This is a genomic window from Roseiflexus sp., assembly GCF_057785375.1.
Genome location: NZ_JBYNRX010000090.1, coordinates 32,285 through 55,057, shown reverse-complemented (window position 1 = coordinate 55,057; position 22,773 = coordinate 32,285). Strand labels below are relative to the sequence as shown.

General features: G+C 60.7%; 23 protein-coding genes. 13 read left to right on the top strand and 10 right to left on the bottom strand.

Translation table 11 applies throughout. The annotated features are described in order from the left end of the window. Together AC3EA7_RS17345 and AC3EA7_RS17340 are read right to left on the bottom strand one after the other, a co-directional pair. On the bottom strand, window positions 1-380 hold a 380-nt coding region (locus AC3EA7_RS17345; RefSeq protein ID WP_488615331.1), incomplete at its 3' end, for a LemA family protein. Window positions 381-542: 162 nt separating this feature from the next. Further along, window positions 543-1,475, bottom strand: coding sequence for a cation diffusion facilitator family transporter (locus AC3EA7_RS17340; RefSeq protein ID WP_488615330.1), 933 nt, complete (start codon window positions 1,473-1,475; stop codon window positions 543-545). 346 nt (window positions 1,476-1,821) lie between these two features. On the opposite strand from AC3EA7_RS17340, the gene AC3EA7_RS17335 reads away from it, so the two are divergent. Then, complete coding sequence (locus AC3EA7_RS17335) at window positions 1,822-2,949, top strand: nucleotidyl transferase family protein (RefSeq protein ID WP_488615329.1); 1,128 nt, start codon at window positions 1,822-1,824, stop codon at window positions 2,947-2,949. A gap of 4 nt (window positions 2,950-2,953) precedes the next feature. Here AC3EA7_RS17335 and AC3EA7_RS17330 read toward each other — a convergent pair whose 3' ends face one another. Further along, window positions 2,954-3,673 carry an SDR family oxidoreductase gene (locus AC3EA7_RS17330; protein WP_488615328.1) on the bottom strand — a complete coding sequence of 240 codons (720 nt, stop codon included), beginning with the start codon at window positions 3,671-3,673 and terminating at the stop codon, window positions 2,954-2,956. Window positions 3,674-4,186: 513 nt separating this feature from the next. Between AC3EA7_RS17330 and AC3EA7_RS17325 the strand changes: the two genes are divergently transcribed. After that, window positions 4,187-5,374, top strand: a complete 1,188-nt coding sequence (locus tag AC3EA7_RS17325; RefSeq protein WP_488615327.1) for a phosphoglycerate kinase — start codon at window positions 4,187-4,189, stop codon at window positions 5,372-5,374. A gap of 53 nt (window positions 5,375-5,427) precedes the next feature. Here AC3EA7_RS17325 and AC3EA7_RS17320 read toward each other — a convergent pair whose 3' ends face one another. Next, complete coding sequence (locus tag AC3EA7_RS17320; RefSeq protein ID WP_488615326.1) at window positions 5,428-5,682, bottom strand: hypothetical protein; 255 nt, start codon at window positions 5,680-5,682, stop codon at window positions 5,428-5,430. Between the two features lie 345 nt (window positions 5,683-6,027). Here AC3EA7_RS17320 and AC3EA7_RS17315 point away from each other — a divergent pair, with 345 nt between their 5' ends. Both AC3EA7_RS17315 and AC3EA7_RS17310 read left to right on the top strand, forming a co-directional pair. Further along, a complete protein-coding gene (locus AC3EA7_RS17315) occupies window positions 6,028-6,600 on the top strand; it encodes a sigma-70 family RNA polymerase sigma factor (protein WP_488615325.1) in 573 nt (190 codons plus the stop codon). Window positions 6,601-6,617: 17 nt separating this feature from the next. Next, window positions 6,618-7,472, top strand: coding sequence for a hypothetical protein (locus AC3EA7_RS17310; protein WP_488615324.1), 855 nt, complete (start codon window positions 6,618-6,620; stop codon window positions 7,470-7,472). Here the strand turns inward: AC3EA7_RS17310 and AC3EA7_RS17305 are convergent. The 3 genes from AC3EA7_RS17305 to AC3EA7_RS17295 form a co-directional block, all read right to left on the bottom strand. Next, window positions 7,448-8,626 carry a M24 family metallopeptidase gene (locus AC3EA7_RS17305; RefSeq protein WP_488615323.1) on the bottom strand — a complete coding sequence of 393 codons (1,179 nt, stop codon included), beginning with the start codon at window positions 8,624-8,626 and terminating at the stop codon, window positions 7,448-7,450. The genes AC3EA7_RS17310 and AC3EA7_RS17305 overlap by 25 nt on opposite strands. A 57-nt stretch (window positions 8,627-8,683) precedes the next feature. After that, window positions 8,684-8,965: a hypothetical protein gene (locus tag AC3EA7_RS17300; protein ID WP_488615322.1), complete on the bottom strand. Its 282-nt coding sequence runs from the start codon at window positions 8,963-8,965 to the stop codon at window positions 8,684-8,686. A 351-nt stretch (window positions 8,966-9,316) separates the two neighbouring features. Then, window positions 9,317-10,705 carry an alpha/beta fold hydrolase gene (locus tag AC3EA7_RS17295; protein ID WP_488615321.1) on the bottom strand — a complete coding sequence of 463 codons (1,389 nt, stop codon included), beginning with the start codon at window positions 10,703-10,705 and terminating at the stop codon, window positions 9,317-9,319. A 242-nt stretch (window positions 10,706-10,947) separates the two neighbouring features. Here AC3EA7_RS17295 and AC3EA7_RS17290 point away from each other — a divergent pair, with 242 nt between their 5' ends. The 5 genes from AC3EA7_RS17290 to AC3EA7_RS17270 all read left to right on the top strand — a co-directional run bounded on the left by AC3EA7_RS17290 (window position 10,948) and on the right by AC3EA7_RS17270 (window position 15,788). Further along, the gene (locus AC3EA7_RS17290) at window positions 10,948-11,940 is read left to right on the top strand and encodes a dihydroorotate dehydrogenase-like protein (protein WP_488615320.1); all 993 of its coding nucleotides are present in this window, start codon (window positions 10,948-10,950) and stop codon (window positions 11,938-11,940) included. A 153-nt stretch (window positions 11,941-12,093) separates the two neighbouring features. After that, a complete protein-coding gene (melA, locus tag AC3EA7_RS17285) occupies window positions 12,094-13,428 on the top strand; it encodes an alpha-galactosidase (RefSeq protein WP_488615319.1) in 1,335 nt (444 codons plus the stop codon). 18 nt (window positions 13,429-13,446) lie between these two features. After that, on the top strand, window positions 13,447-14,400 hold the full coding sequence (locus tag AC3EA7_RS17280; protein ID WP_488615318.1) for an alpha/beta hydrolase: 954 nt from the start codon (window positions 13,447-13,449) through the stop codon (window positions 14,398-14,400). A 159-nt stretch (window positions 14,401-14,559) separates the two neighbouring features. After that, window positions 14,560-15,288: an FHA domain-containing protein gene (locus AC3EA7_RS17275; RefSeq protein WP_488615317.1), complete on the top strand. Its 729-nt coding sequence runs from the start codon at window positions 14,560-14,562 to the stop codon at window positions 15,286-15,288. 35 nt (window positions 15,289-15,323) lie between these two features. Next, window positions 15,324-15,788 carry an FHA domain-containing protein gene (locus AC3EA7_RS17270; protein ID WP_488615316.1) on the top strand — a complete coding sequence of 155 codons (465 nt, stop codon included), beginning with the start codon at window positions 15,324-15,326 and terminating at the stop codon, window positions 15,786-15,788. A gap of 9 nt (window positions 15,789-15,797) precedes the next feature. Here the strand turns inward: AC3EA7_RS17270 and AC3EA7_RS17265 are convergent, their stop codons facing one another. Together AC3EA7_RS17265 and AC3EA7_RS17260 are read right to left on the bottom strand one after the other, a co-directional pair. Continuing rightward, a complete protein-coding gene (locus tag AC3EA7_RS17265; RefSeq protein ID WP_488615315.1) occupies window positions 15,798-16,265 on the bottom strand; it encodes a hypothetical protein in 468 nt (155 codons plus the stop codon). Window positions 16,266-16,505: 240 nt separating this feature from the next. Then, window positions 16,506-17,921, bottom strand: coding sequence for an MFS transporter (locus AC3EA7_RS17260; protein WP_488615314.1), 1,416 nt, complete (start codon window positions 17,919-17,921; stop codon window positions 16,506-16,508). A gap of 237 nt (window positions 17,922-18,158) precedes the next feature. Between AC3EA7_RS17260 and rpe the strand changes: the two genes are divergently transcribed. The 4 genes from rpe to proS all read left to right on the top strand — a co-directional run bounded on the left by rpe (window position 18,159) and on the right by proS (window position 22,172). After that, window positions 18,159-18,857: a ribulose-phosphate 3-epimerase gene (rpe, locus tag AC3EA7_RS17255; RefSeq protein ID WP_488615313.1), complete on the top strand. Its 699-nt coding sequence runs from the start codon at window positions 18,159-18,161 to the stop codon at window positions 18,855-18,857. A 1-nt stretch (window position 18,858) separates the two neighbouring features. Then, entirely contained in the window at window positions 18,859-19,650 is a 792-nt protein-coding gene (locus AC3EA7_RS17250) for a hypothetical protein (RefSeq protein ID WP_488615312.1), read from the top strand. A gap of 302 nt (window positions 19,651-19,952) precedes the next feature. Further along, a complete protein-coding gene (locus AC3EA7_RS17245) occupies window positions 19,953-20,564 on the top strand; it encodes a Uma2 family endonuclease (protein WP_488615311.1) in 612 nt (203 codons plus the stop codon). Window positions 20,565-20,729: 165 nt separating this feature from the next. Next, window positions 20,730-22,172, top strand: a complete 1,443-nt coding sequence (gene proS / locus AC3EA7_RS17240) for a proline--tRNA ligase (RefSeq protein WP_488615310.1) — start codon at window positions 20,730-20,732, stop codon at window positions 22,170-22,172. Here proS and AC3EA7_RS17235 read toward each other — a convergent pair. Next, window positions 22,150-22,773, bottom strand: coding sequence for a pyroglutamyl-peptidase I (locus tag AC3EA7_RS17235; protein ID WP_488615309.1), 624 nt, complete (start codon window positions 22,771-22,773; stop codon window positions 22,150-22,152). The two genes, proS and AC3EA7_RS17235, sit on opposite strands and share 23 nt — an antisense overlap.

Genomic DNA, 22,773 nt, shown 5'->3' with positions numbered 1-22,773 from the left:
GCCCCGGGCGTCGTGTCCACCAACACCGGCGGGCGTTGGAAATCATTCGCCAGCATCAACGGCCGCGGCTGCATCCCGGCCAGCCGCGCCAGGAAACGGTCCGGGATCAATTCCCGCCGCAGATTGTGATGCGTGGCAATTTCATTGTAATAACCGCGCGCCAACGCAATCCGCGTTTCCGTATCCGCCAGCTCCCGTTGCACACGCAAAAACGATTCCTGCGCCTTGAGTTCAGGGTAACGCTCCGCCAAGGCCATCAGCCGCCGGCCCACCGCGGCCGGGTCCGGCCCGGGTTCGCCCGGCGCCGTGGCCTGCATTTGCGCGCGCAACAACGCCAGCGTCTCCTGCACGTCGCGCTCATAATCCCGCAGCCCGCTCACCACCGCCACCCCCCGCGATACCGCCCGCAGGCGTGCCCGTCACCTGCGCCACGACCTGCACGCCGCCAACGCCCGCCCCCCTGCCACCCCCCGCGACCGCATGCGTCGCGCTCACGCAGACGCCCTTCGTTTCCCCCAAACCGCGACGTCAGGCGGCTCGTTTCACCTGTGCGGCTCCTCCCTGCCTTCTTCCGCCCGATCCAGCGTCGTATCCTGAAACGACGCAGGGTCCTCGAGCGGTTCGAGGTGGGTAAACACCGTTGTATTCGGCAGCGCCCTGCGCACATCGCGCTCGACACGCTCGAGCAGCGTATGCCCACGGCGGACGCTCCACGTTCCTGGCACCAGCACATGGAATGACACAAAACGCCGCGCCCCCGACTGTCGCGTGCGCAGGGCGTGAAACACGATTCCCTCATCACGGAATGGCGCCAGCGTCGCATCGAGCACGTTGCGTTCCGCCGTCGGCAGCGCCGTATCCATCAACCCCGCAACCGAACGGCGCAACAACTGCACTCCCGACCAGACAATATGCCCGGCGACTATCAGCGCGATCAGCGGGTCAAGGACATACCACTCCGTCAGACTGACCAGCGCCACACCCGCGATCACGCCAGCAGACGTGTAGACGTCGGTCATCAGGTGATGCGCATCGGCTTCGAGCGTGATCGACTCGTAGCGTCGACCGGCGCGCAACAGAATCTGAGCCACCACCAGGTTCACCAGCGACGCGATGATCGCAATCGTCAGACCCAGACCCGCTTGCTCAATCGGTTGCGGGTGCAGAATGCGCTGCACCGCCGCAAACGCAATACTCACGGCGGCAATGAGAATCAGCGCCCCTTCGACGCCGCTAGAAAAGTATTCCGCTTTCTCATGACCGTAGGTATGATCCTCATCGGGCGGTTGTACCGCAATCGTCAACGCAACCAGTGCAATGACCGCTGCTACCAGGTTGACCAGCGACTCCAGCGCATCCGATAACAAACCGACCGAGCCAGTCACCAGATAGGCGCCCGCTTTCAGCGCAATCGTGATAATTGCTGCCGCAATCGAGAGCCAGGCGAAACGAGTCAGTGAAGAACGTCCATTCATTGCGTCCGCCTTCCATTGCCAGAAACACCACCTGCCCTACGCGGGCGCAAGACACAAAGCGTGTCGGAAAACTCGCCTTAGAGCCTGTCCAGAAAAGATTCTTGGGTAGGCGAAGGCAATGCCTTCGCCTACCCGGCCACACTTCGGTCAGCGATTTTTCAGATAGGCTCTTATGTGGAGCGGCTGGCGTTGGCTTCGACAGGCTCAGCCAACGTCCGCCGCAAGACGGTCAACACGGGCAATGGGCAACACCTGGTTGATCGCTCTACAAACGCACTGGTGCATACCAGACACACTGCTCCTGCGCAACCCTTGCGAGTCGTGGTACACTGAAATTATGATTACAATGCCATCAGAAACGATTGCGGCAATCCACGATACACCGCATCGGCTGGTATTCGAGTTCGCCGGCGCCGGCAGCCTGGCGCTTTACTGGTTGCACTCCGTTCCCGGATCATCGCGCACCGTGCTCGAAGCGACCGACCGGTATGCAGGCGCATCACTCGCCGACCTGATCGGCAGAATGCCGGAAAAGTTCGTATCTGCCGATACAGCGCGCATGATGGCCGAGTTTGCCTACCGACGCGCCATGCGCCTGACCGATGGCAGCACACCTTGCCTCGGCGTCGCCTGTACCGCTACGATCGCCACCGAACGCGCCAAACGTGGATCGCACGGTTGTTCGATTGCTGTATACGATGGCGCGACACTGCGCTCCTTCGACCTTACGCTCACCAAAGGCGCACGCGACCGCGCCGGCGAGGAACGCCTCATCAGCCTGCTGATTATATGCGCAATCGCCGACGCTTGTAGCGTCACAGCGCCCGATCTTGCGCTGGAACCCTCCGAAACGCTGAACGCGCATGAGGAGACACACCCCGATCCGCTGACGCTCCTCTTACGGGGAGATATTGAGCGCGTTTTTGTCAGCATGGACGGGCGCGTTCATCTCGAAAGCGCGCCACCAGTTGCACTGTTATCCGGCTCATTCAACCCGCTCCACGCCGGACACGAACAACTGGCGCAGGCGGCGGCAACCCTGCTTGGCGCGCCGGTTGCATTTGAGCTTCCTGTCCTGAACGCCGATAAGCCGCCTCTGGGATATGCTGAACTGGAACGTCGTCTCGATCAGTTTCGTCGGCGCTACCCTGTAGTGCTGAGCCGCGCGCCGCTCTTCGTGCAAAAAGCGCGCCTGTTTCCAGGTTGCACCTTTGTAATCGGCTACGATACCGCCATTCGGATTATCGACCCACGCTACTACGATGGTGAAGCCGGACGCGACGCCGCCTTCGCCTTAATCGCCGCACAGGGATGCTCATTCCTGGTTGCCGGGCGCGTGAAAAACGGCGTCTTCCGCACCCTGGCGGACATCGATCTCCCCTCTCTGCTGCGTCCGCTCTTCCGTGAACTGCCAGAGCGCCTGTTCCGTGTCGATCTCTCCTCAACCGCCATTCGCAACGCCTACCGTGCGTAAGCGGCTACATATCCACCTGCCGCGGCATAACCGGCAGTTCATCGACGCGCACCGTCGGCGGAAGCGTGCAGGTCCACAGAATAACCTCCGCCACGTCCGTCGCCGTCATCAGTCGGCGGCGGAGTTCTTCAGGCGGGTTGAGCGGCTCGAGTTCAGTGTTGATCAGACCGGGGAAAATGGTCGTCACAAACACATTGTACGGGCGCAATTCTGCGCCAAGCGCCTGGCTGAGACCGTCGAGCGCAAACTTGGCGGCACAGAACGGCGCAATATTAGCGATACCGATTTTGCCCACACGCGACGCAATGTTGATGATTGTGCCGGAACGTTGCCGCTTCATATGGGGAATAACCGCGCGCGCTGCATAGAAGGCGCCATGCAGGTTGGTTTCGATGACCAGGCGAAAATCATCGTTGCTGAACTGCTCGAGCGGCGCAATCTTGTGCGTGACCCCCGCCGAGTTCACCAGAACATCGATCCGTCCAAACAGGTTCAATGTACTCTCGACCAACCGATCAACGTGTTCTGAGTCGGTCACATCGGTCGGAATGGCGACCGCTCTGCCCCCTTCTCCGGCAATTTCCGACACGAGCGTTTCAAGCCGCTCCCGACGCCGCGCTGCAGCAACGACCGTCGCCCCCTCACGCGCCAATCGCCGGGATGTTTCATAGCCCACGCCGCTCGACGCCCCGATCACAATGGCTACTCGCCCTTGAAGCCGCATACATCTCTCCCGCATTGGTGCACAATTCTCCTGAGAAGATTATACCTGTCGCTGCAGAAAGCGGCAACTCCGTTCTTCTTTTGTGGTGTGGGGGTCCAGGCATGAATTGTCAGACGGCAAGCAAGCGCGTCTCTGCTGCGCTGCGCCTCGGCTGGCGACTGAAGTCGCGCCGGGCGGGCGTTCCGCCGGGCGTCCACCTGCGTGGACACCGCCGGTCCCGTCCGCGCAGGCGGACGGTCGGCCACAGGTCCATCAGGGGCGATTTCAATCGCTGGCAGCCGGCGCGTCGTGTCCTGACAACTCATGCCTGCACCCGGTGTGGGGCAGCGGCTTTGCCGCCGCCCCACACCGCCTTAATCGGGAGCGCCACGCTCCCGCAGGTTCTGGCGAAGCCAGAAAACGCGCCACCGCGTAAGTCTTCTCTGGCAAGAGGAGCCGCGCAAACCTTGCGACGCACTATGCTACAATAGCGCTGCACCTTGAAGCGTCTGGTGGACGAGAAGGAGAACAGCCATGGCGAAAAAGACGATCCGCGACATCGACTGGAGCGGCAAACGCGCCCTTGTTCGAGTTGATTTCAACGTGCCGCTGGAGAATGGACAGATCACCGATGATACCCGCATTCGCGCAGCTCTTCCAACAATCCGCTATCTGCTGGAACATGGCGCGGCAGTCATTCTGATGTCGCACCTGGGGCGACCAAAGAACAAGGTCGTTGAAAGCATGCGTCTGGCGCCGGTCGTAGCGCGTCTGGCAGAGCTGCTCCCTGAAGCGAAGGCGGTCAAAGGCGCCCAGGTCACCACCGGTCCGGCGGCTGAGGCAGCGGCGCAGGACCTCAAGCCGGGCGAAGTGCTGGTGCTCGAAAACACCCGCTTCGATGCACGTGAAGAAGCCAACGACGAGAGCATGGCGCGCGAACTGGCGAAACTCGGCGATGTCTACGTCAATGATGCGTTTGGGTCAGCGCACCGTGCGCATGCCTCGACCGAAGGCGTGGCGCGATTCCTCCCTGCTGTCGCTGGTTTTCTGATGGAAGCCGAACTGGCCGCACTCCAGGGCGCGCTGGAAAACCCGGCCCGGCCCTTCGTCACGATCATCGGCGGCGCCAAGATCAGCGACAAGATCGGCGTGATCGAGAACCTGCTCGGCAAAGTCGATGCGCTGCTGATCGGCGGCGGCATGGCCAATACCTTCCTGCTTGCCCAGGGGTATGAGATGGGTGACTCGCTGGTCGAGCCGGATTCGGTTCCAACCGCCAGAGATCTGCTGGAGAAAGCGGCAAGCCGCGGAGTGCGCCTGATGCTGCCGACCGACGTTGTGATCGCTGATGCCTTCAGCGCCGATGCCAACCGCAAGATTGTGCCGGTTGGCGAAATCCCGCCCGGCTGGCGCGCGCTCGATATTGGTCCTGAAACGATCCGCGCCTACACTGAGGTGATCACAGGCGCGCAAACCGTCATCTGGAATGGACCGATGGGGGTGTTCGAACTAGCGCCATTCGCCGAAGGAACCCGCGCCATTGCCCAGGCAATGGCGAATTGTCCGGGAATGACGATCATTGGCGGCGGCGACTCGGTTGCGGCAGTGGAGCAGATGGGGCTTGCCGACAAGATCCGCCATATCTCGACCGGCGGCGGCGCCTCGCTCGAACTGCTGGAAGGGCGCGTACTTCCTGGCGTCGCAGCACTGAACGACGCATAACGTTCAGAGAGCACAGCGGAGAAAGGGCGCAGCCCCTCTCCGCTGCAACCGTTTCACGCCAGCCCTTCATTTTCGAGCCAGGCGTTCACAGCCGCATCATCGGCGGCAGGATTCCCGCCTGGAATATAGCGAAATCGGTCGCCGTAGCTTTCCATGATAAGCGCGCTGAGTTCCTGGTTCGCCTGGCTTTGATCGCCTTCGGTGATGGATACAACATTCCCGGTCTGCAGATCGAGAAATGAACTGATTGCCGGGTCTGTAAGCGCCAAAGCGATGCGAATTTGCTCTCGATTATATGTCGCTGCCACGCTCTATCCTCCCTTGCAGCGCCGCCTCGTCTGCGGCATTTCTCGTATTATCCGTCAGCACGCAGTGTGCAATGACCGACGAGCGATGCTGCTCATGGTATACGATAGAGGTTCGTAATGCAAACGCAGACACCACTCACGAGGTGCAGGCATGATGTGACCGGCGCTATCGCGCCCCTCCCGAAGCGGGGCTGGCGCCTGGCATCCAACCCGCTGGGGCGAGGGCGCTTCAGCGCCGGGCGACACAGCGGGACCGCCCGGATTTCGAGTTGGGTGCAGGCATGATATGTGAGACGAAACCTTGCACGGTGCATGTGCGTACTTCTTGCGGGATGGTAAAAGCGCATGGCGGAGCATGCTGACGAAGATACACTGATCAAACGCTCTATCGACGGGGATCACGCCGCCTTCGCGCAACTGATGGAACGCTATGCAGGCGCAGTGTTCAATCTGGCGTACCGTATGCTGGGGAATGCGCACGAGGCGGAAGACGCCAGTCAGGAGATATTTCTGAGAGTCTATACGAATCTGGCGCGCTTCGATCAGGAGCGAAGGTTCTCGACATGGTTGTTGTCGATCGGTTCAAACTATTGTATTGATCGGCTGCGGCGGCGACGCTTCGCGTGGTTGACGTTGGACGACACAGTACTGACCATTCCCAATCCAGGGAAAGGACCAGAACACAGCGCCATCGAGCGTGAGGAACGCGATGCCGTCCAAAAAGCGCTCCTGCGCCTGCCGCCCGCCTACCGCGAAATCGCTGTGTTGCGCTACTGGAACGACCTGTCGTATGAAGAGATCTGTGACGTGACCGGCTTGCCGGAGAGCACGATCAAGACACGATTGCACCGCGCGCGCCGTATGCTTGCCGATGCGCTCCGCGCCGAGAGCGTGGTTCAGGAAGAACTGCCATCGTAGAACCTGGCGAGGACTGTATGGCTTCGATTGATCACGACGATACATTCCGTGATGTGCTGGCACGCAGCGGCGCGCTCGAGCATCACGAACCAACTGTTGACCTGGTGGCGTCTACGATGCGTCGCCTGCCCAAGGCGCCGCCCCGTGTCGTCGCTCGACGCGCCGCGGCTCGCCAGATCCTCCGCCGGGCAATCACCCTCCTGGCAGTAGTGCTGCTGCTTGCTCCGACAACAATCGGTGCGTTCAATGTGATGCGTGGTACTGAGAGTCCAATGGGAACGATTGCCAGTGCCGCCGGTCAGGTGAACGTGCGCGCCGCACTCCTTGCAGCAACCGGTCAGCGTTTTGACGTTTCGGTGATCCGCGGGCTGGTTGTCGCGTTGTCCTGGCTCGTGCAGATGGCGGCAGTCGTGCTGACCATCGGGTTCTGGCCGCGCCGTAGCGCTGCTGCCGGAATGACGTTGTTGACGGCGCCATTGCAAGCGCTGGGAATCGGTTTTCTGGCAACCGCTGCGTTGGGTGTGGTCGCTGCATTGTTGCTGTTTCTGCTCACCGCCACCGTTATTGGGCTGCCGGTCGCTGCTTTGGTGGTATTGCTGGTGCACATCCCCATCGCACTCGGCATTGCAGTCGGCGCACGCGCTTTGGGGCTGCGCCTTTCCGGTCATTATCCGACTCACGATTTCGACCGCAACCTGATCGCAGCCGCCGCAGCGTTGGCCTTGCCAGCCGCCCTCGCAATGCTCTTCTCCGCATCCGCAGCGTTTCTGACGCTCTACCTGCTGGCGATGCCCGGCATCGGCGCCCTGATCCTCAGTCAGGGAGGCATGCGTCCGCTCCTGGCTGCTCACACCTCCCACAACCGACGCTGAAACGTCGAGAGAAACTCCACACCCTCGTCGGTCACGAGCACATCTTCTTCGATGCCGATATATCCGGCAGAAGTGACGACGCCGAGTTCGAGGGTGTAGACATTCCCTGCCTCGACCTGCATCTCCGGCGTGCAACCATAGCGTGGCCAGCGCGGACCGAGCAACGGACCGCCGTCGTGACAGGCGCGCCCCAGCCCGTGCCCCAGTGCATGCCGGTACTCTTCATACCCGGCATCGACAATGACCCGGCGCGCCGCTGCGTCCACTTCGTAGCCGCGCACGCCAGGGCGCAGCGCCGCCGCGCCTGCCTCGATCGCCCGCACCACGGTGTCGAAAGCGCGCTGAACGTCAGGCGGTGGCGCTGCTTCGCCAGGACGTCGCACATGCCACATGCGCTGAATGTCCGAACAATACCCTTCAAGCTGCACACCAAGATCGATATGCACCAGATGCCCCGGCTGAACCACAATGTCGTCGCGTGGAGCGCCGTGACCGGCTTCCGATTTAGGACCGCTGTTCACGATCGGGCAGGCGTCCCATGCCCAGGCGCTCGCCAGGCCGCGGCGGCGGAACTCCTCGTGAACGAAGGCGGCGATCTGCGCCTCGCTAACGCCAGGACGGATCTGTTGCCCGACCAGATTGACGATCTCTTCAGTGACGGCGACAGCAGCGCGAATACGCTCGACCTCGGCAGGCGTCTTGCGTGAACGCAACTTCGCCAGCAACGGCGCGGCGCTCACGAAACGCGCCGGAAATGGCGTATCTGCCAGGAGGTCGCAGAGATGCAGGAACATGCCGTGGGTCAGACCATCAGCCGTCGGATCGTCGAGACTATAGTTCAACCCGATCGTCAGCGGATCGAGGCGGCGCAGGGCATCGACCAGATGATCACGGATGCTTTCGTCATAGCCGATGATCGTCTGAAACAGACCCGACGCACGCACACCAGCAACGTCGTAGCGCCCGACGATCGCAACGCGCTGCCCATCGCACCCAAAGATAAACGCCGAGTCCCACGTCACATCAACGCCAACCACGAGTTCGATGCCGGGATCAGGGCGAATCACGCTCTCGCGAACAAAGATAAGCCAGGCATCGAGACCGGTTTCGGCAAGCAACGCCTCCGCTTGAGCGGCTTTCTGATGGTAAAGCATAGTCATCATTTCTATCGCACACGGGTGGAAGGAGCCAATGCGATGCACGCATTGAAGTCACGCGCTGCTAGCCCGATGTCTCCGTTCCCTATGGAATGGCAGGTCCACTCGCCAGGAATACCCCGCCAGCAACGCCGCCACAAAGACTCCTGTCGCAAACAGCACGTTGGGAAGCGATTGCTGCCGAAACGATATCATGAGCGCCACTGCAACAACCACCACTGCCAGCAACCATACCACAAAAGCGGCTTGCCGCACGAATTGCCCAAGGATAAGAATAAGCAGCATGACAGTGATACTCAACAACAAGGCAGACAGTCGCGGAGTCATTGTTTCCATCGATACTCTCCTTGTTCAAGCGACAAACGTCATTCTGTCACATGATATTTGTCATCGTGCCAACCTTCAACCTTCACACCTTCAACCTTCACACCTTCACACCTTCATACCCTCAACCTGTAGAGACGTGGCGGTGCAACGGAGACGTGGCGGTGCAACGTCTCTACCGCGCACCCCTCTCGCCTCTCGCCTCTCGCCTCTCCCCTCTCCCCTCTCGCCTCTCCCCTCTCGCCTCTCGCCTCTCGCCTCTCGCCTCTCCCCTCTCCCCTCTCCCCTCTCGCCTCTCGCCTCTCGCCTCTCGCCTCTCGCCTCTCCCCTCTCCCCTCTCCCCTCTCCCCTCTTGCCCCGCAATCATTCCAACAGCCGCGTCACGCTGCCTCCCTGCAACGTGCGCTGTTCGAGACGCTGCGCCAGCCAGTTCTGGTGGCGCAGGCGACGCCCTAATGATACCGCAAGGTTCTGCATCAGGCGCATCCCCAGCGCCGGGTCATCTTCGGCGAGCGTGTTCAACGCCTCGCGCGTCAGCGCCAGCACCGTCGTCGGTTGATCACCAGCGCGCAGATCGGCGCTGCGCTCCACATCTTCGAGCAATCCCAGTTCCCCGGCGACCTGCCCATTCTGCATGAAGGCGATCCGCACCGGCGGCTGCCGCACCCCGCCGATCGGGACAGGATCGAGCCAGACTTCGAGCAACCCGTCCTGAACAATGTACATCTCATCACTGCGCGCACCAGCGGCAGCCAGACGTTCGCGCGGCGCCAGCACACGCCGCTGCAACAGCGTCGCCAGGCGCAGGCGTTGCGCCTCGTTCAGATGCCCGCCGATCTCGGAATTGTTGAGAAACTGTGCGATGGCACGCAGTTCACCAATATCGCGCGAATCGGCAGGCAACGCAACCCCCGCCGGCGGCAGACCGAGAAAAAGGGCAATGTGACGCAACGTCGCATCCGGCTGCTCGAATTGGGGCCAGTGACCGGCATTCGGAATGATCCGCAGGTCGGCGGCGGGCCACTCGGCAGCGACTACTCCGGCATCGCGCAGTGGAACAATGTTGTCCTCCGCGCCCCAGATGACGAGCGTCGGCGGTTCGACCGCCGAAAGCCTCCCGCGCAGATCGCCCTGACGCATCGCCTGAAAACAGACGCCGCGCATACGCCCCTGTCCGGGACGGCGCGCATCGGCGCGGATGCGCTGATAGTCCTCTTCCGACACCTGCGCGCGCTCGGCAAAGTTCGACGGCTTGAGCAGGAAATCGGTGTAATCAAGCGGCGTTTTGGCGAGCAGGTGCAACAGCCATTCGAGCGGCGGGAACCGCTCTGCCAGGACATGCGGACCGATCAGCATGTTCACCCGTGTCGAGAGTCGTCCGCTCAACGCCGGATTGAGCAGCACCATGCGCTCGACGAACAGCGGGTAACACAGCGCCAGCGTTGCGCTGATCTGCCCGCCCATCGAATGACCCAGGAGCAACACCGGTTGGTTTGGGCTGAAATACTCGATCAGGTGCGCGACGAGATCGGCATACCCCCTGATCGTCGGCGGGTGCAATGGCGCCGGCGAACGTCCGAAGCCGGGCAAGTCGATGGCAACACAGCGATACCGACGGCTCAGCGCGGGCAGGATGGGTTTCCACGTATACGACGAACTCGCCCAGCCGTGGATGAGAAATGCATACGGAGCGTTCTCAGGACCGGTTTCTTCGAGATAGATCGTTTGGTCGTCGATGGTATACAGCGCCATAGGGTCGTCCCGTTCTCTCTCGATCCGGCAAAGCGCCGACCCTCCTCTCTATCACTGATTGTAGGAAATTGCAGACGCCGGGTACAGGGCATCGGCTTACAAAACAATAACATAATCGCCGGAAAAAGGGGCATGTTGTGGTTCAGCAACGAAGAGGGAAGCGATTGCGACTTGAAGATAACCCTGCGATGCGGCATACTGAAGAGGCCGATCCGCGCATGGCTTAGATCGAGGTGTTGACCATGATTGATTTTCAGACAACCTATCTTGGTTTGTCATTGAAGAACCCGATTGTCGCTTCGTCATCGCCGCTCTCAAAGCGCATCGACAATGTTCGTCGCCTGGAAGAAGCCGGCGCCGCAGCCATTGTTCTTTTCTCGCTGTTTGAAGAGCAGATCACGCACGAGGCGCGCGAACTCGACTACTACCTCGACCGGGGCGCCTACAGTTTCGCCGAATCGCTGACGTATTTCCCCGATCTGGAACAGTACAACCTGGGGGTCGAGCCGTACCTCGAGCACATCCACACGCTGAAGCAGCGGGTCAGCATTCCGATCATCGCCAGCCTCAACGGGCCATCGGACGGCGATTGGGTGGAATATGCGAACAAGGTGGAACAGGCGGGCGCCGATGCCCTGGAACTGAACCTGTATTTCCTGACGACCGACCCGGATATCACCGGCGCCGCCATCGAAGAGCAGTACCTGCGCCTCGTCCGCGACGTGTGCAGCCGGGTGACGATACCGGTAGCGGTCAAGATGAGTCCGTTCTTCAGCAGCATTGCGAATATTGCGAAGCAGTTCAGTGAAGCAGGCGCACGAGGACTCGTGCTCTTCAACCGCTTCTATCAGCCGGACTTCGACCTGGAGGCGTTGGAAGTCGTGCCAAATCTGAAGTTGAGCACCTCTGACGAACTACGCCTGCCGCTGCGCTGGATCGCCATCCTCTATAGGCGCGTCAAGGCGGATCTGGCGTTGACCAGCGGCGTCCATACGGCGGAAGACGTGTTGAAAGCCGTGATGGCCGGCGCTCGCGTGGCGATGATGACATCCGAGTTGCTGGCGCACGGCATTGATCGTATTCCCGCCATTCTGAACGATATGCGCGCGTGGATGGAAGAGCACGAATATGAGTCGGTTGAGCAGATGCAGGGAAGCATGAGCCAGCAAGCCGTCGAGAACCCATTAGCCTTCGAGCGGGCGAATTACATCAGAGCGCTGAGTTCCTTCGGGTAGGACCTTGAGGCTTCTCACACCCCATACGATCAGGATGTGGTTCCGCTCATCCTGGACTGCGGAGGCAAGGCTTCCGCAGTCCTTTTTTGCGTGATTGACATCTTCCGGTATCATATGCGTTGTCTGATATCTATCCCAGAAAGGACTCCACCAGTGCCTTCGATTGCGGTCATTGGAGCGGGAAGCATCGTCTTCACCCGCAATCTGATGAACGACGTGCTGCTGACGCCAGCGTTGCAGGAGAGCGACATTCGCCTGATGGACATCGACGAACGACGTCTGCGTCAGGCGCGCGACCTGGTTCAGACCATGATCGACCGGCGCGGTCTCAAGGCGACGCTACTCGCCACGACCGATCGGCGCGATGCGTTGCGGAATGTCGATTACGTCATCACAACGTTCCAGCAGGGAGGATTGGAGGCGTATGCGCTCGATATCGAAATCCCGCAGAAGTACGGCATCGAGCAGTGTGTCGGCGATACGCTCGGTCCGGGGGGCGTCTTCTGCGGTCTGCGCACTATTCCAGTACTGCTCGAATTGTGCAACGACCTCGATGATGTCGCTCCGGATGCGCTAATTCTGAACTATGTCAACCCGATGGCGATCAATTGTTGGGCTATCGAACAGGGCACAGGTCGCCCCTGCGTCGGGTTGTGCCACAGTGTTCAGGGCACGAGTGCAATGCTGGCAGACTGGATCGGCGTGCCGTATGAAGAGGTGGTCTTCCGCTGTGCGGGGATCAACCATCAGGCATTCTTTCTCGAATTTCGCCACGGTGACGAAGACCTCTACCCACGCATTTTTGCCGCCGCTGAACGCCCCGACATTTATGGCGCAGAACCGGTACGCATCGATCTGATGCGGCATTTCGGCTACTTCGTGACCGAGTCGAGCGGCCACGCAAGCGAATATACGCCGTTCTTCCGCAAACACGCGCAGATGGTCAACGAAGAACTCGTCCCGCGCTTCACCAATCCGCACGACCGCTGGTTCGACTTCGGGCGCACGGGCGGGTACCTGCGGCACTGCCGCGAACGCCTGGATCGGGCAGAAGAAGACATCGGGTCGTTCATCACCGGTCAAACGCCGCTGCCCACTCAACGGAGCCAGGAGTACGGCGCGTTGATTCTCGAAGCAATCGAGACGAACCATCCTATCCGAATCAATGGCAATGTGCCCAACGACGGTTTGATTCCCAACCTTCCCCACGGTTGCTGCGTCGAAGTGCCGTGTATGGTTGATGGCAATGGCATTCAGCCCACCCGGATCGCTGATTATCCTCCCCAACTGGCGGCGCTGAATCGCACCAATATCAACGTTCAGGAGTTGACCGTCGAAGCGGCGCTGAGCGGAAGCATCGAAGCAGTGTACCATGCAGTCTCGCTCGATCCGTTGACCGGCGCCGTCTGCACGTTGCCCCAGATTCGCGCTATGGTCGATGAGATGCTGGCAGCGCAAGCGGCATGGCTGCCGCAGTTTGTTCGATGATGAAGGAGGCAACCTCATATGGAAACGATGGCGCCTGCACCTGTCGCCCGCCGCGCCGGACGCCTGCGGCGAATAGCAGTCTCTGCAACTGCGATCCTGGTTGCGCTCGTACTCACGCTCTACCTCGGCATCTCGACCTATGCCGCCAGCATTCTGACCATGCCACAGCGCGATGCAACGGTCAACACGCCCGCAACCTTTGGCGCACGCTTCGAGGAGGTGCGTTTCCCGGCGCGCGGCGGAGATGTGGACATTGCTGCATGGTACCTGCCGCAGCCAGACGCCTCGCGCGCCGTAATCCTCGTCCACGGCAAAGACAGCAGCCGCTCGACAGAGTTTCAGGGGCGCTTCAGTGAATTTGCTGCTCGCCTCCACGAACGCGGGTTTGTCGTCCTGATGATCGACCTGCGCGGGCACGGCGCAAGCGGCGACGCGCGCTTCAGTTTTGGGCTGGCTGAACGGCGCGACATTCTTGGCGCCGTCGATTGGTTGATGGCGCAGGGGTTCCGCGCCGGAAGCATCGGCGTACTTGGCGTATCAATGGGGGCCGCCTCTGCGATCGGCGCTGCGGCCGAAGACCCGGCGATCGGTGCGCTTGTGGCGGATTGCAGCTACGCCGAGATCGCACCGCTTATGCAGCGCCACTGGAGCACTGCCAGTGGCTTGCCGGATATTTTCCTTCCCTCGACCCTTTTCATGGGACGATTCGTTCTGGGGATGGACCTGACGACCGCGCAGCCGGTCACCGAGATTGACGATATTGCGCCGCGACCGGTGCTGATCATCCACGGCAGCGCCGACGCATTTACTCCGGTGGAGCATGGTCGCGCCCTGGCTGCCGTAGCACCCGACGCCGAATACTGGGAAGTGCCCGGCGCCGGACATGCCCGATCCTACGAGACTGATCCACAACAGTATGTTGATCGGGTTGCGTCTTTCTTCAGGCGGCATTTGAGGGGCGTCGAGAACTGAGAACTGAGAATTGAGAACTGAGAACTGAGAATTGAGAACTGAGAACTGAGAACTGAGAATTGAGAACCGGATCGTAGCACTCCGGGGCGGTTGCCGCGAACGCGCAACTCCTGTACAATATGCGCGTGGTATCGGCGTTCTTGTGCAATGTGGCTCTCTATGTCAGCCCTCAGTCGCTTTGAAGCGTTCATGGAGAATATCGTCGAGGGATCAGTCGCGCGGCTGTTCCGTAGCCCGGTGCAGCCTGCCGAGATCGCCAAACGCCTCGAACGAGCAATGGAAGCCAATCAGACAGTGAGCATCCGGCGCATTCTGGTACCAAACTACTATCGCGCCTTCCTGCACCCGCAGGACTTCGAGGCATTCAAGCCGATCCGCATCGAGGTCGAGCGCGAGATGGCGACCTATCTGGCGGAACTGGCGCAGGAACGCGGGTTCAGCATGGTCGAACACCCGCGCGTCGAACTGGTCGCCGATGCTGGCGTGCCGCGACGGACGATCCAGGTGGTGGCGGAAACACAGGCAGCGCCGGCCATGCCAGATCAGAGCGGCGACACCCAGGTCATTCCGGCGCAGGTCGCGGCGGCGCCGGCGGCGCGCGCTCGCCTGCTGCTGGCGACGCCCACCGGCACGCATGTCATTCCGCTCGATAGCACATCCATGACGATTGGACGCGGGCTGAACAACGATATTATTCTGGAAGATGCGCGTGTATCACGCAACCACGCCCAATTGCGCTATAAATCGCGCCGTTTCTGGCTGACCGACCTTGGCTCTACGAACGGCACCTTCGTCAACGGCGAGCCGGTAACGGAACGCGCCTTGCGGGACGGCGACATCATCTCGCTTGGCGGGCTGGAACTGACGTTTCGCCACGCGGAGCGTTAAGCGCCGGTCAACCGCTGCGAACTGCTGGCATACCTATGTTCGATTTTGCCAACGCCTCGATTGACGCTGTGCTGCTCGTGCTGCGCGTGGCCGTCGTGCTGCTCCTCTACTTCTTTCTCTGGCAGGCGCTGCGCGTCATGATCCGCGAACTCGCAGTGATCGGGCAGACCGGTCAGGTTCCAGCAGCGCATAGCCCGTATGGTCATCTGGTCGTGCTGCGCAGCGGCCAGAGCGGAGTGGCTGTCGGCAAAATGTTCCCGCTCAGCCCGAGCACGATCATCGGGCGCAGCATGGAGCACTGCGAGATCGCCCTGAACGACTCGTTCCTGTCGCAGCAGCACGCTCGCCTCGAATTGCGCGGCAACCAGTGGGTGCTCGAAGACCTCAACAGCACCAATGGCACCTTCGTCAACGATATCGAAGTCCGTGGCGCCACCGTCGTCGAAGAAGGCGACATCATCCGCGTCGGGCGCATCGAGTTGCGCCTGGTGAACGGTTAGGGCGATTGCTCACACCCGGAAGAGCGGACGCGGATCGGCGCCGCTGAAGGGCCACGGGATCGCCAGGAGCACCGCCAGCATCGCCAGAACGGCAAAGATCGCGTAGCGCCGGTAGCGCTTCTCTTCCGCCATGCGCTTTGCCGTGACATGCCCGACATGCGCCAGTACGACCGCGACCACCATCACCAGAATGTGCTCGACAGCCCAGAAGCGTAAGCGGGCATCACCCATCGCGCTGCCGAAATTATCGAATGCCCGTTGCATCGTGGGACTGAATACCCCATAGAGCAGCAGACCGAGCAGTAACTGAATGTCCATGGCAATTGTGAAGAACAATCCAAGTTGTCCAACCGACGCATCCCACGGACGCCTGCCCAGCCAACCTGCGAGAGCGCGCACAATAAGCAGCGCCCCGAGAATAACGACTGCCCACCGCACGTAAGAGTGTGCATAGAGTGTGATGCTGTACGGATTCATGATGTCTCCCCATATCTCGTTTACACAGTCGCCTCACGAACGAGCCATATGACGGACCTTTTTGCCTTTGGCAGAGCAGCGGTGCTTGTCTTCTTTTGCAGTGCGGCGGCTTAGCCCTGCACCGTCTTCATCGGGAGGAGCGCATTGCCGCAAGTTTTGGCAGAACCAGAGAAGCGCACCGTGGGTGGGTGAAGGCAATGCCTTCGCCCACCCAGCGATCTTTTCTGGATAGGCTCTCAGTTACGCTGCCGAGGCGCTGCGTTGCAGGCGCTGCTGCGTCGCAAGTTCTTCGGCGCGGCTCTTCAAACCAAACGATGCGATGAACAACAGGAGCATCAGGATACCGACAATCAGGAACGCCGCCGCATACCCGCCAACGTCGCCGCCGCGCGCGGCTGCCACCGCACCCAGCAGCACAGCGCCGATTAACTGCCCAATGCTGATGAATACTGTCAGCACCCCCTGCGTCGCGCCGCGCTCTTCGGCAGGCGCTTCGTTCAACAGGATATACCGGAGCGACGCGCCGAGCAAGACGCCGATGCCAATGCCGAAGAGCGCAGAGAAGCCGTAAAATGCCGGCATGGCATTCGCCAGCATGCCTTCCAGCACCAAACCAACGGCTATTAAAGCCGTTCCGGTCAACACCACAATCTTCGACCCAACCCGATCAAGCGCGCGCCCCGACAGCGGCGAACCGATCGCCATCGCCAGCACCATCGGAACCAGCATAAAACTTGCCGTCGATGGCGTGACGCCAAACGCCGCCACCAGCAACGACGGCACGAACAGCGTCACTGCTTCGCTCAACCCCGCGCCAAACGAAAGCGCGCCGACCAGCACAATTTGCCGGTTGCGGAACAGGTTCAGGTCCAGCACCGGGTCCTCAGCGCGACGTTCAATCCACCAGAAGACCGGTATGAGCGCCAGCGCCAACAGCAGCAGCGGCGCCGCCGGCGACGTGCGCAACGCATTGACCAGACCGGTCACGCTCGCGTCGTCCAGCAGATAGGCAAGATCGCTGAGCGCCACTGCTAGCGCCGCCAGCAACACCCCCAGCACAACCATCCCGCCCCAGTCAAAGGGACGCGGCGTGGCTGCGCGTATGGCGGGCAGCAGCTTCACGCCGAACCCAATCAGCGCTGCCGCGATCGGCAGATTGATCAGGAAGAGCCACTGCCAGCCAAGCAGCAGCAGCAATCCGCCGATAATGGGACCAATCAAGAATGCAATGCCGAACACAGCGCCGATCAGACCAAGCGCACTCCCCCGCTTCTCTGGCGGAAAAGTATCGCCGATCACTGCACTGGCGACCGGGAAAATGCCACCGGCGCCAAGCCCCTGAATGGCGCGACCGGCAAGCACCACTACATAGACCGGCGCCGCCACGACGATCAGTGATCCCAGACCGAAGAGCGCGATGCTCGCAGTATACAGCATGCGCCGGCCGAATCGATCCGATAACTTGGCAATAAACGGCGTTCCAACGAGATTGAAGAGCACATAGATCACGAACATCCACGACGCCGCGCGTGCGTCGATCTGAAAATGCTCGCGCAGCGCCGGCAGCGCGGGTCCCACAATGGCAATATCGAGCGCTGCCATCAGGACGCCAAAGAACAGAACCATTAGAGTCTGGTTGCGTTTACCTTCTTCCATATGTCACCTCAAAGGTTTTCTTACCGGTCGGTAAGGATTGTACTGCACGCAACGCATCGTGTCAAGATACCGTTCAGGAGTATGCACAGGTCATGAAGGGCAGTATGATATAATGACCGTACCTATAAAGACTATCGTTCACAGAAGGGAAAGCAAGCGCCATAGTCAGGAGATTCCTGGGACCTGGTCTTTGCGCCTTTGTGTAATCCGCAAGACATTGGTTTTCGAGGAGCGTTTGTGCCTGTTATCACCGCCAATCAATGTGCGATCCGCCTGACGCCGTCCATTCTCGCCGCCGACTTTATGCGGCTGGGGGAGCAGGTGCGCGAGGTTGCCGAAGCCGGCGCCGACGGTCTGCACATCGACGTGATGGATGGCGTATTCGTGCCCAACATTAGCATCGGCATGCCGGTCGTCGCGGCACTGCGCCGCAGCGTCGATTTACCGCTCGACTGTCATCTCATGATCGTCGAACCTGAACGCTACCTCGAAGCATTCGTTGCCGCCGGCGCAACCCATATCACCGTCCACGTCGAAGCCTGTCGTCACCTCCACCGCACCATTCAACAGATCCACGATCTGGGGGTTACGGCAGGCGTTGCGCTCAACCCGGCCACCCCGCTGACCGCCATTGAAGAGATTTTGCCCGACCTCGACCTGGTACTGATCATGAGCGTCAATCCGGGTTTCAGCGGGCAGACCTACATTCCAGGCAGTACGGCCAGGATTGTTCGATTACGACGCCTGCTTGATGAACGCGGGTTGCACCATATCGACCTGCAAGTCGATGGCGGCGTCAGCGCCGCCAATGTCGCCGATGTCATCGGCGCCGGCGCCACCAATATCGTCGCCGGCTCAGGGGTGTTCAACTCGCTTCCGATAGCAGAAACCATGCAGGTGCTGCGTCAGGCGATTCAACATCGTTGCTCAGGGTGATATGACCATACCCATCACGCTTGCCTGCACCCATCACGACCCGGAAGGTCGGTTGCGCGATCAGTCGGAACGGGTTGCGTCTGTATTGCAACACATCTTTGCTGGCATTGTCGTCCGTGCCACTGATGTCACTCCTGACAATGCACTGGCGCCGCTGGTACAGGTGGGCGCAACCATTCATCGCGCACCGTCGTGCGGTCATCTCCGCCTTGGGAAAGCGCGCCGCGAAGCGTTGCGTCTGGGAATCGAGGCGGGTGCGCATCACGTGCTCTTCTGCGATCTTGATCGCGCGCTCCACTGGGCGGAATACCACCCCGCTGAACTCATGTCCGTCGCCGGACTGATTCCCGCCTACGATTTCTTGATCCTGGGGCGCACACAGCGCGCCTTCGACAGCCATCCACGCGCCCAGTGCGATACCGAGGCGATTGTCAACCGAGTCTTCGCGCAGGTCAGCGGGCAGGGATGGGACGTGACCGCAGCCGCACGCGGCGTCTCCCGGCGGGCTGCCGCTGCACTCCTCGATGGCTGCCTCGATGAAACCATCGGCACCGATGTATCGTGGCCCCTCTTCCTCCAACGCACCGGTCTGTATGCCATCGGCGCCGTCGAGACCGAAGGACTCGAGTACGAGACGGCTGATCGTTTTCCCGAAGAAGTCGCCGCTGCCGGCGGCATCGACGCCTGGAAAGCGTACATCGACGCCAACCCGCGCGAGTGGGCGCTGCGCCTGGAGATCGCTCGCATCGAGGTCGAGGCGGTAGTGGCGCACGTCTTTCCGAATAGCGCGTAATCGCCCTCCACTCATTAATAAGACTTAAGCGGTGGCATTTTTTGGCGCTGCCAGAGCCCGCGGCAGCGTGGCGCTCCCGATCGAAGGTGGCGCGGTGCGGCGGCAAAGCCGCCGTACCGCACCAAAAAAGAAGATAAGTACCGCTCTACCGAAGGCAAAAAGAGCCATCACGCGGCTCGTCCGTGAGGCGACCGCGTAAGTCCTGTCATGAACGCCAGGCATCGCATGCGCATTGTGGTACAATACCAATCCTGCAAGGCGCAGATCGTGCGATGATTATCGACATATCAAGGATGCCGCCTATGACTGCGCTGATCGTGCCAACCGACGCTCCCGTGGTCGCCGGACCTCCGCAAGGTCACTGGACCTTTGCGGACTGGCAGACGTTGCCCGACGATGGACGGCGCTATGAGATCATCGACGGAGTGCTGTACATGACCACTGCTCCGAGCACGTTTCACCAGTGGATCATCATGCGTTTGATGGAGCGCTTCGGTCTGCCAGCGGTGAATCAAAGGCTTGGGTATGCGTTTACGGCGCCGGTTGGCGTGCTCATGCCAGGGTGTGATCCGGTGCAACCGGATTTCCTGTTTGTGCGGCGTGAACATAGCACGATTATTCACGACGGTCGCATCCATGGCGTGCCAGATCTCATCATCGAAGTGCTTTCACCAGGAAATACCGCGTATGATGAGCGGGTGAAGGTTCCCGCGTATGCGCTTGCAGGTGTCCCTGAATGCGCCCTGGTTCGACCGATGACGCGCTCGGTGAGCGTTTACCGCCTGGATCGATTAGGACGGTACGCAGCGCCGCGTGAGGCGTCGTCGAGCGATGTGCTGACTTTTGATTGCCTGCCCGGTCTGGCAGTCACCGTAAGCGATCTGTTCGAGGGTGCGCCAGATACAACCTTCTAGAGCAGTTGGTGTAAAGTAAAGATCAACGCTCCAACATCGCAGCGGACGTCCGGACGTCCGCCAGATCTTTACCCGGATATACTTTGCGCCTTTGCGTCTTTGCGTCAACCTTTCTGAGCAAAGCTATAGCCTGTTGATTCTGGAACATAGAAAGGTGCAACGAACGTGCCCAAGGAAGGAATCACTCCCCGCGCACAGGATTACTCGCAGTGGTACCTCGATATTGTGCAACAGGCGGACCTCGCCGATTATGCTGAGGTTGTCAAAGGGTGCATTGTGTTCAAACCAACCGGCTATGCGCTGTGGGAGGCGATCCAGCGCGGGTTGGACGACCGGATCAAGGCGACCGGTCACGTCAATGCGTATTTCCCGCTGCTCATTCCGAAAAGTTTTCTGATGAAAGAAGCCGAGCACGTCGAAGGCTTCGCGCCGGAAGTGGCGGAAGTGACCCGCGCTGGCGGCGAAGACCTCGCCGAACCCTACGTCATCCGCCCGACCTCGGAAACCATCATCGGCTACTTCTATTCCAAGTGGGTGCGGAGTTACCGCGACCTGCCGCTGTTGATCAATCAATGGGCGAATGTGATGCGCTGGGAGATGCGCACCCGTCCCTTCCTGCGCACCACCGAGTTCCTCTGGCAAGAAGGGCACACGGTGCACGCCACCGAGGAAGATGCCGAACGCGAAACGCTCCTGATCCTTCACGACGTGTATGCCGATTTCGTCGAAAAAGAAATGGCGATCCCGGTAATCAGGGGGCTGAAATCGGAGAAAGAAAAGTTCCCCGGCGCGCTGCGCTCCTACTGTATCGAAGCCATGATGCAGGACGGGCGGGCGCTTCAGGCGGGAACATCGCATAACCTGGGGCAGAACTTCGCCCGCGCCTTCGACATCACCTACACCGATCAGCACAATACCATCCAGTACGCCTGGACGACCAGTTGGGGCGTCAGCACACGACTGATCGGCGCGCTGATCATGACGCACTCCGATGACGAAGGGCTGGTGATCCCGCCGCACCTGGCGCCGACACAGGTTGTCGTGGTGCCGATCTACCGGAACGACGCCGAGCGCAGCACGGTCATGGAAGCAGTGCAGCGCATGACCGCTGAGTGGAAAGGACGCCTGCGCTTCAAGGTCGATGACCGCGACAATCTGACGCCGGGGTTCAAGTTCAACGAGTGGGAATTGAAGGGCATTCCGATCCGCGTTGAGATCGGACCCAAAGACATCGAAAAAGGGAGCGTCGCAATTGCCCGGCGCGACCAGCCGGGACGCGAAGGCAAATCGTTCGTTCCCCAGGAAGGGCTGACCAACCGGCTCACGGCGCTGCTCGAAGAGATTCAGCAGGCGCTCTACCGGCGCGCGCTGACATTCCGCGATGCGCGCACCGCCGATGTGACCACCTACGAGGAATTGAAACAACAGGTTGAGCACGGTTTTGCCCGCTGCTACTGGGCGGGAACCACAGAGGACGAGAAGCGCATCCAGGAAGAGACGCGCGCAACCATTCGCTGCATCCCGCTCGACCAACCGCAGCAGGCAGGGCGCTGCATCTACACCGGCAAAGAAACGACGCAGCAGGTCATTTTCGCCCGGGCGTATTGATCGCTGCCTGCAGTGCAGCGCGCACCCCGGCATACATCGTCTCGAGCGCCATGGTCGGGCAGGGATGATGATCGGCGCTCGCCTGCGTCGGCAGTGAGGGCAGATGAATAAACACGCAGCGCGTCGGCAACCGATAGGTGGCACAGACGTGCAAGGCGGTGTAATACACCAGATTGCACAGATACGCGCCTGCCGACAGGGAGAGATGGGCAGGAACGCCAGCGGCGCGGATTGCCTGCACCACATCGCGCACCGGAGCATTCGAGAAGTATGCCGCCGGTCCATCCTCGACAATCGGCTCATCGACCCGCTGGATGCCAGCATTGTCCGGGATGCGGAAATCACACAGATTGATGGCGACACGCTCGACCGCGAGCGCAGCATATCCATCCGCCTGACCCAGCATCAGACACAGATCGGGTTGGTGATTGAGCAGCAGATCGGTTATCATGCGAGGCGTCTGCACGGCATCGACCGGCAAAATGGCAGTGGCGGCATCTGGCGGTTTGCCGTTGTTTGCGAAGCGACGCACCACTTCTGCTGAAGGATTGATGAGAAAGCCGCCGAATGGCTCGAAACCGGTGACGAGCATGGTTGACAT

Coding starts and splice junctions, on each gene's coding strand:
- AC3EA7_RS17280 (WP_488615318.1), top strand. CDS start 13,447: ATGGAAACGATGGCGCCTGCACCTGTCGCCCGCCGCGCCGGACGCCTG.
- AC3EA7_RS17335 (WP_488615329.1), top strand. CDS start 1,822: ATGCCATCAGAAACGATTGCGGCAATCCACGATACACCGCATCGGCTG.
- AC3EA7_RS17300 (WP_488615322.1), bottom strand. CDS start 8,965: ATGGAAACAATGACTCCGCGACTGTCTGCCTTGTTGTTGAGTATCACT.
- AC3EA7_RS17270 (WP_488615316.1), top strand. CDS start 15,324: ATGTTCGATTTTGCCAACGCCTCGATTGACGCTGTGCTGCTCGTGCTG.
- AC3EA7_RS17260 (WP_488615314.1), bottom strand. CDS start 17,921: ATGGAAGAAGGTAAACGCAACCAGACTCTAATGGTTCTGTTCTTTGGC.
- AC3EA7_RS17250 (WP_488615312.1), top strand. CDS start 18,859: ATGACCATACCCATCACGCTTGCCTGCACCCATCACGACCCGGAAGGT.
- AC3EA7_RS17275 (WP_488615317.1), top strand. CDS start 14,560: ATGTCAGCCCTCAGTCGCTTTGAAGCGTTCATGGAGAATATCGTCGAG.
- AC3EA7_RS17315 (WP_488615325.1), top strand. CDS start 6,028: ATGGCGGAGCATGCTGACGAAGATACACTGATCAAACGCTCTATCGAC.
- AC3EA7_RS17290 (WP_488615320.1), top strand. CDS start 10,948: ATGATTGATTTTCAGACAACCTATCTTGGTTTGTCATTGAAGAACCCG.
- AC3EA7_RS17310 (WP_488615324.1), top strand. CDS start 6,618: ATGGCTTCGATTGATCACGACGATACATTCCGTGATGTGCTGGCACGC.
- AC3EA7_RS17235 (WP_488615309.1), bottom strand. CDS start 22,773: ATGTCAACCATGCTCGTCACCGGTTTCGAGCCATTCGGCGGCTTTCTC.
- AC3EA7_RS17295 (WP_488615321.1), bottom strand. CDS start 10,705: ATGGCGCTGTATACCATCGACGACCAAACGATCTATCTCGAAGAAACC.
- AC3EA7_RS17330 (WP_488615328.1), bottom strand. CDS start 3,673: ATGCGGCTTCAAGGGCGAGTAGCCATTGTGATCGGGGCGTCGAGCGGC.
- AC3EA7_RS17305 (WP_488615323.1), bottom strand. CDS start 8,626: ATGCTTTACCATCAGAAAGCCGCTCAAGCGGAGGCGTTGCTTGCCGAA.
- AC3EA7_RS17340 (WP_488615330.1), bottom strand. CDS start 1,475: ATGAATGGACGTTCTTCACTGACTCGTTTCGCCTGGCTCTCGATTGCG.
- AC3EA7_RS17325 (WP_488615327.1), top strand. CDS start 4,187: ATGGCGAAAAAGACGATCCGCGACATCGACTGGAGCGGCAAACGCGCC.
- AC3EA7_RS17265 (WP_488615315.1), bottom strand. CDS start 16,265: ATGAATCCGTACAGCATCACACTCTATGCACACTCTTACGTGCGGTGG.
- AC3EA7_RS17245 (WP_488615311.1), top strand. CDS start 19,953: ATGACTGCGCTGATCGTGCCAACCGACGCTCCCGTGGTCGCCGGACCT.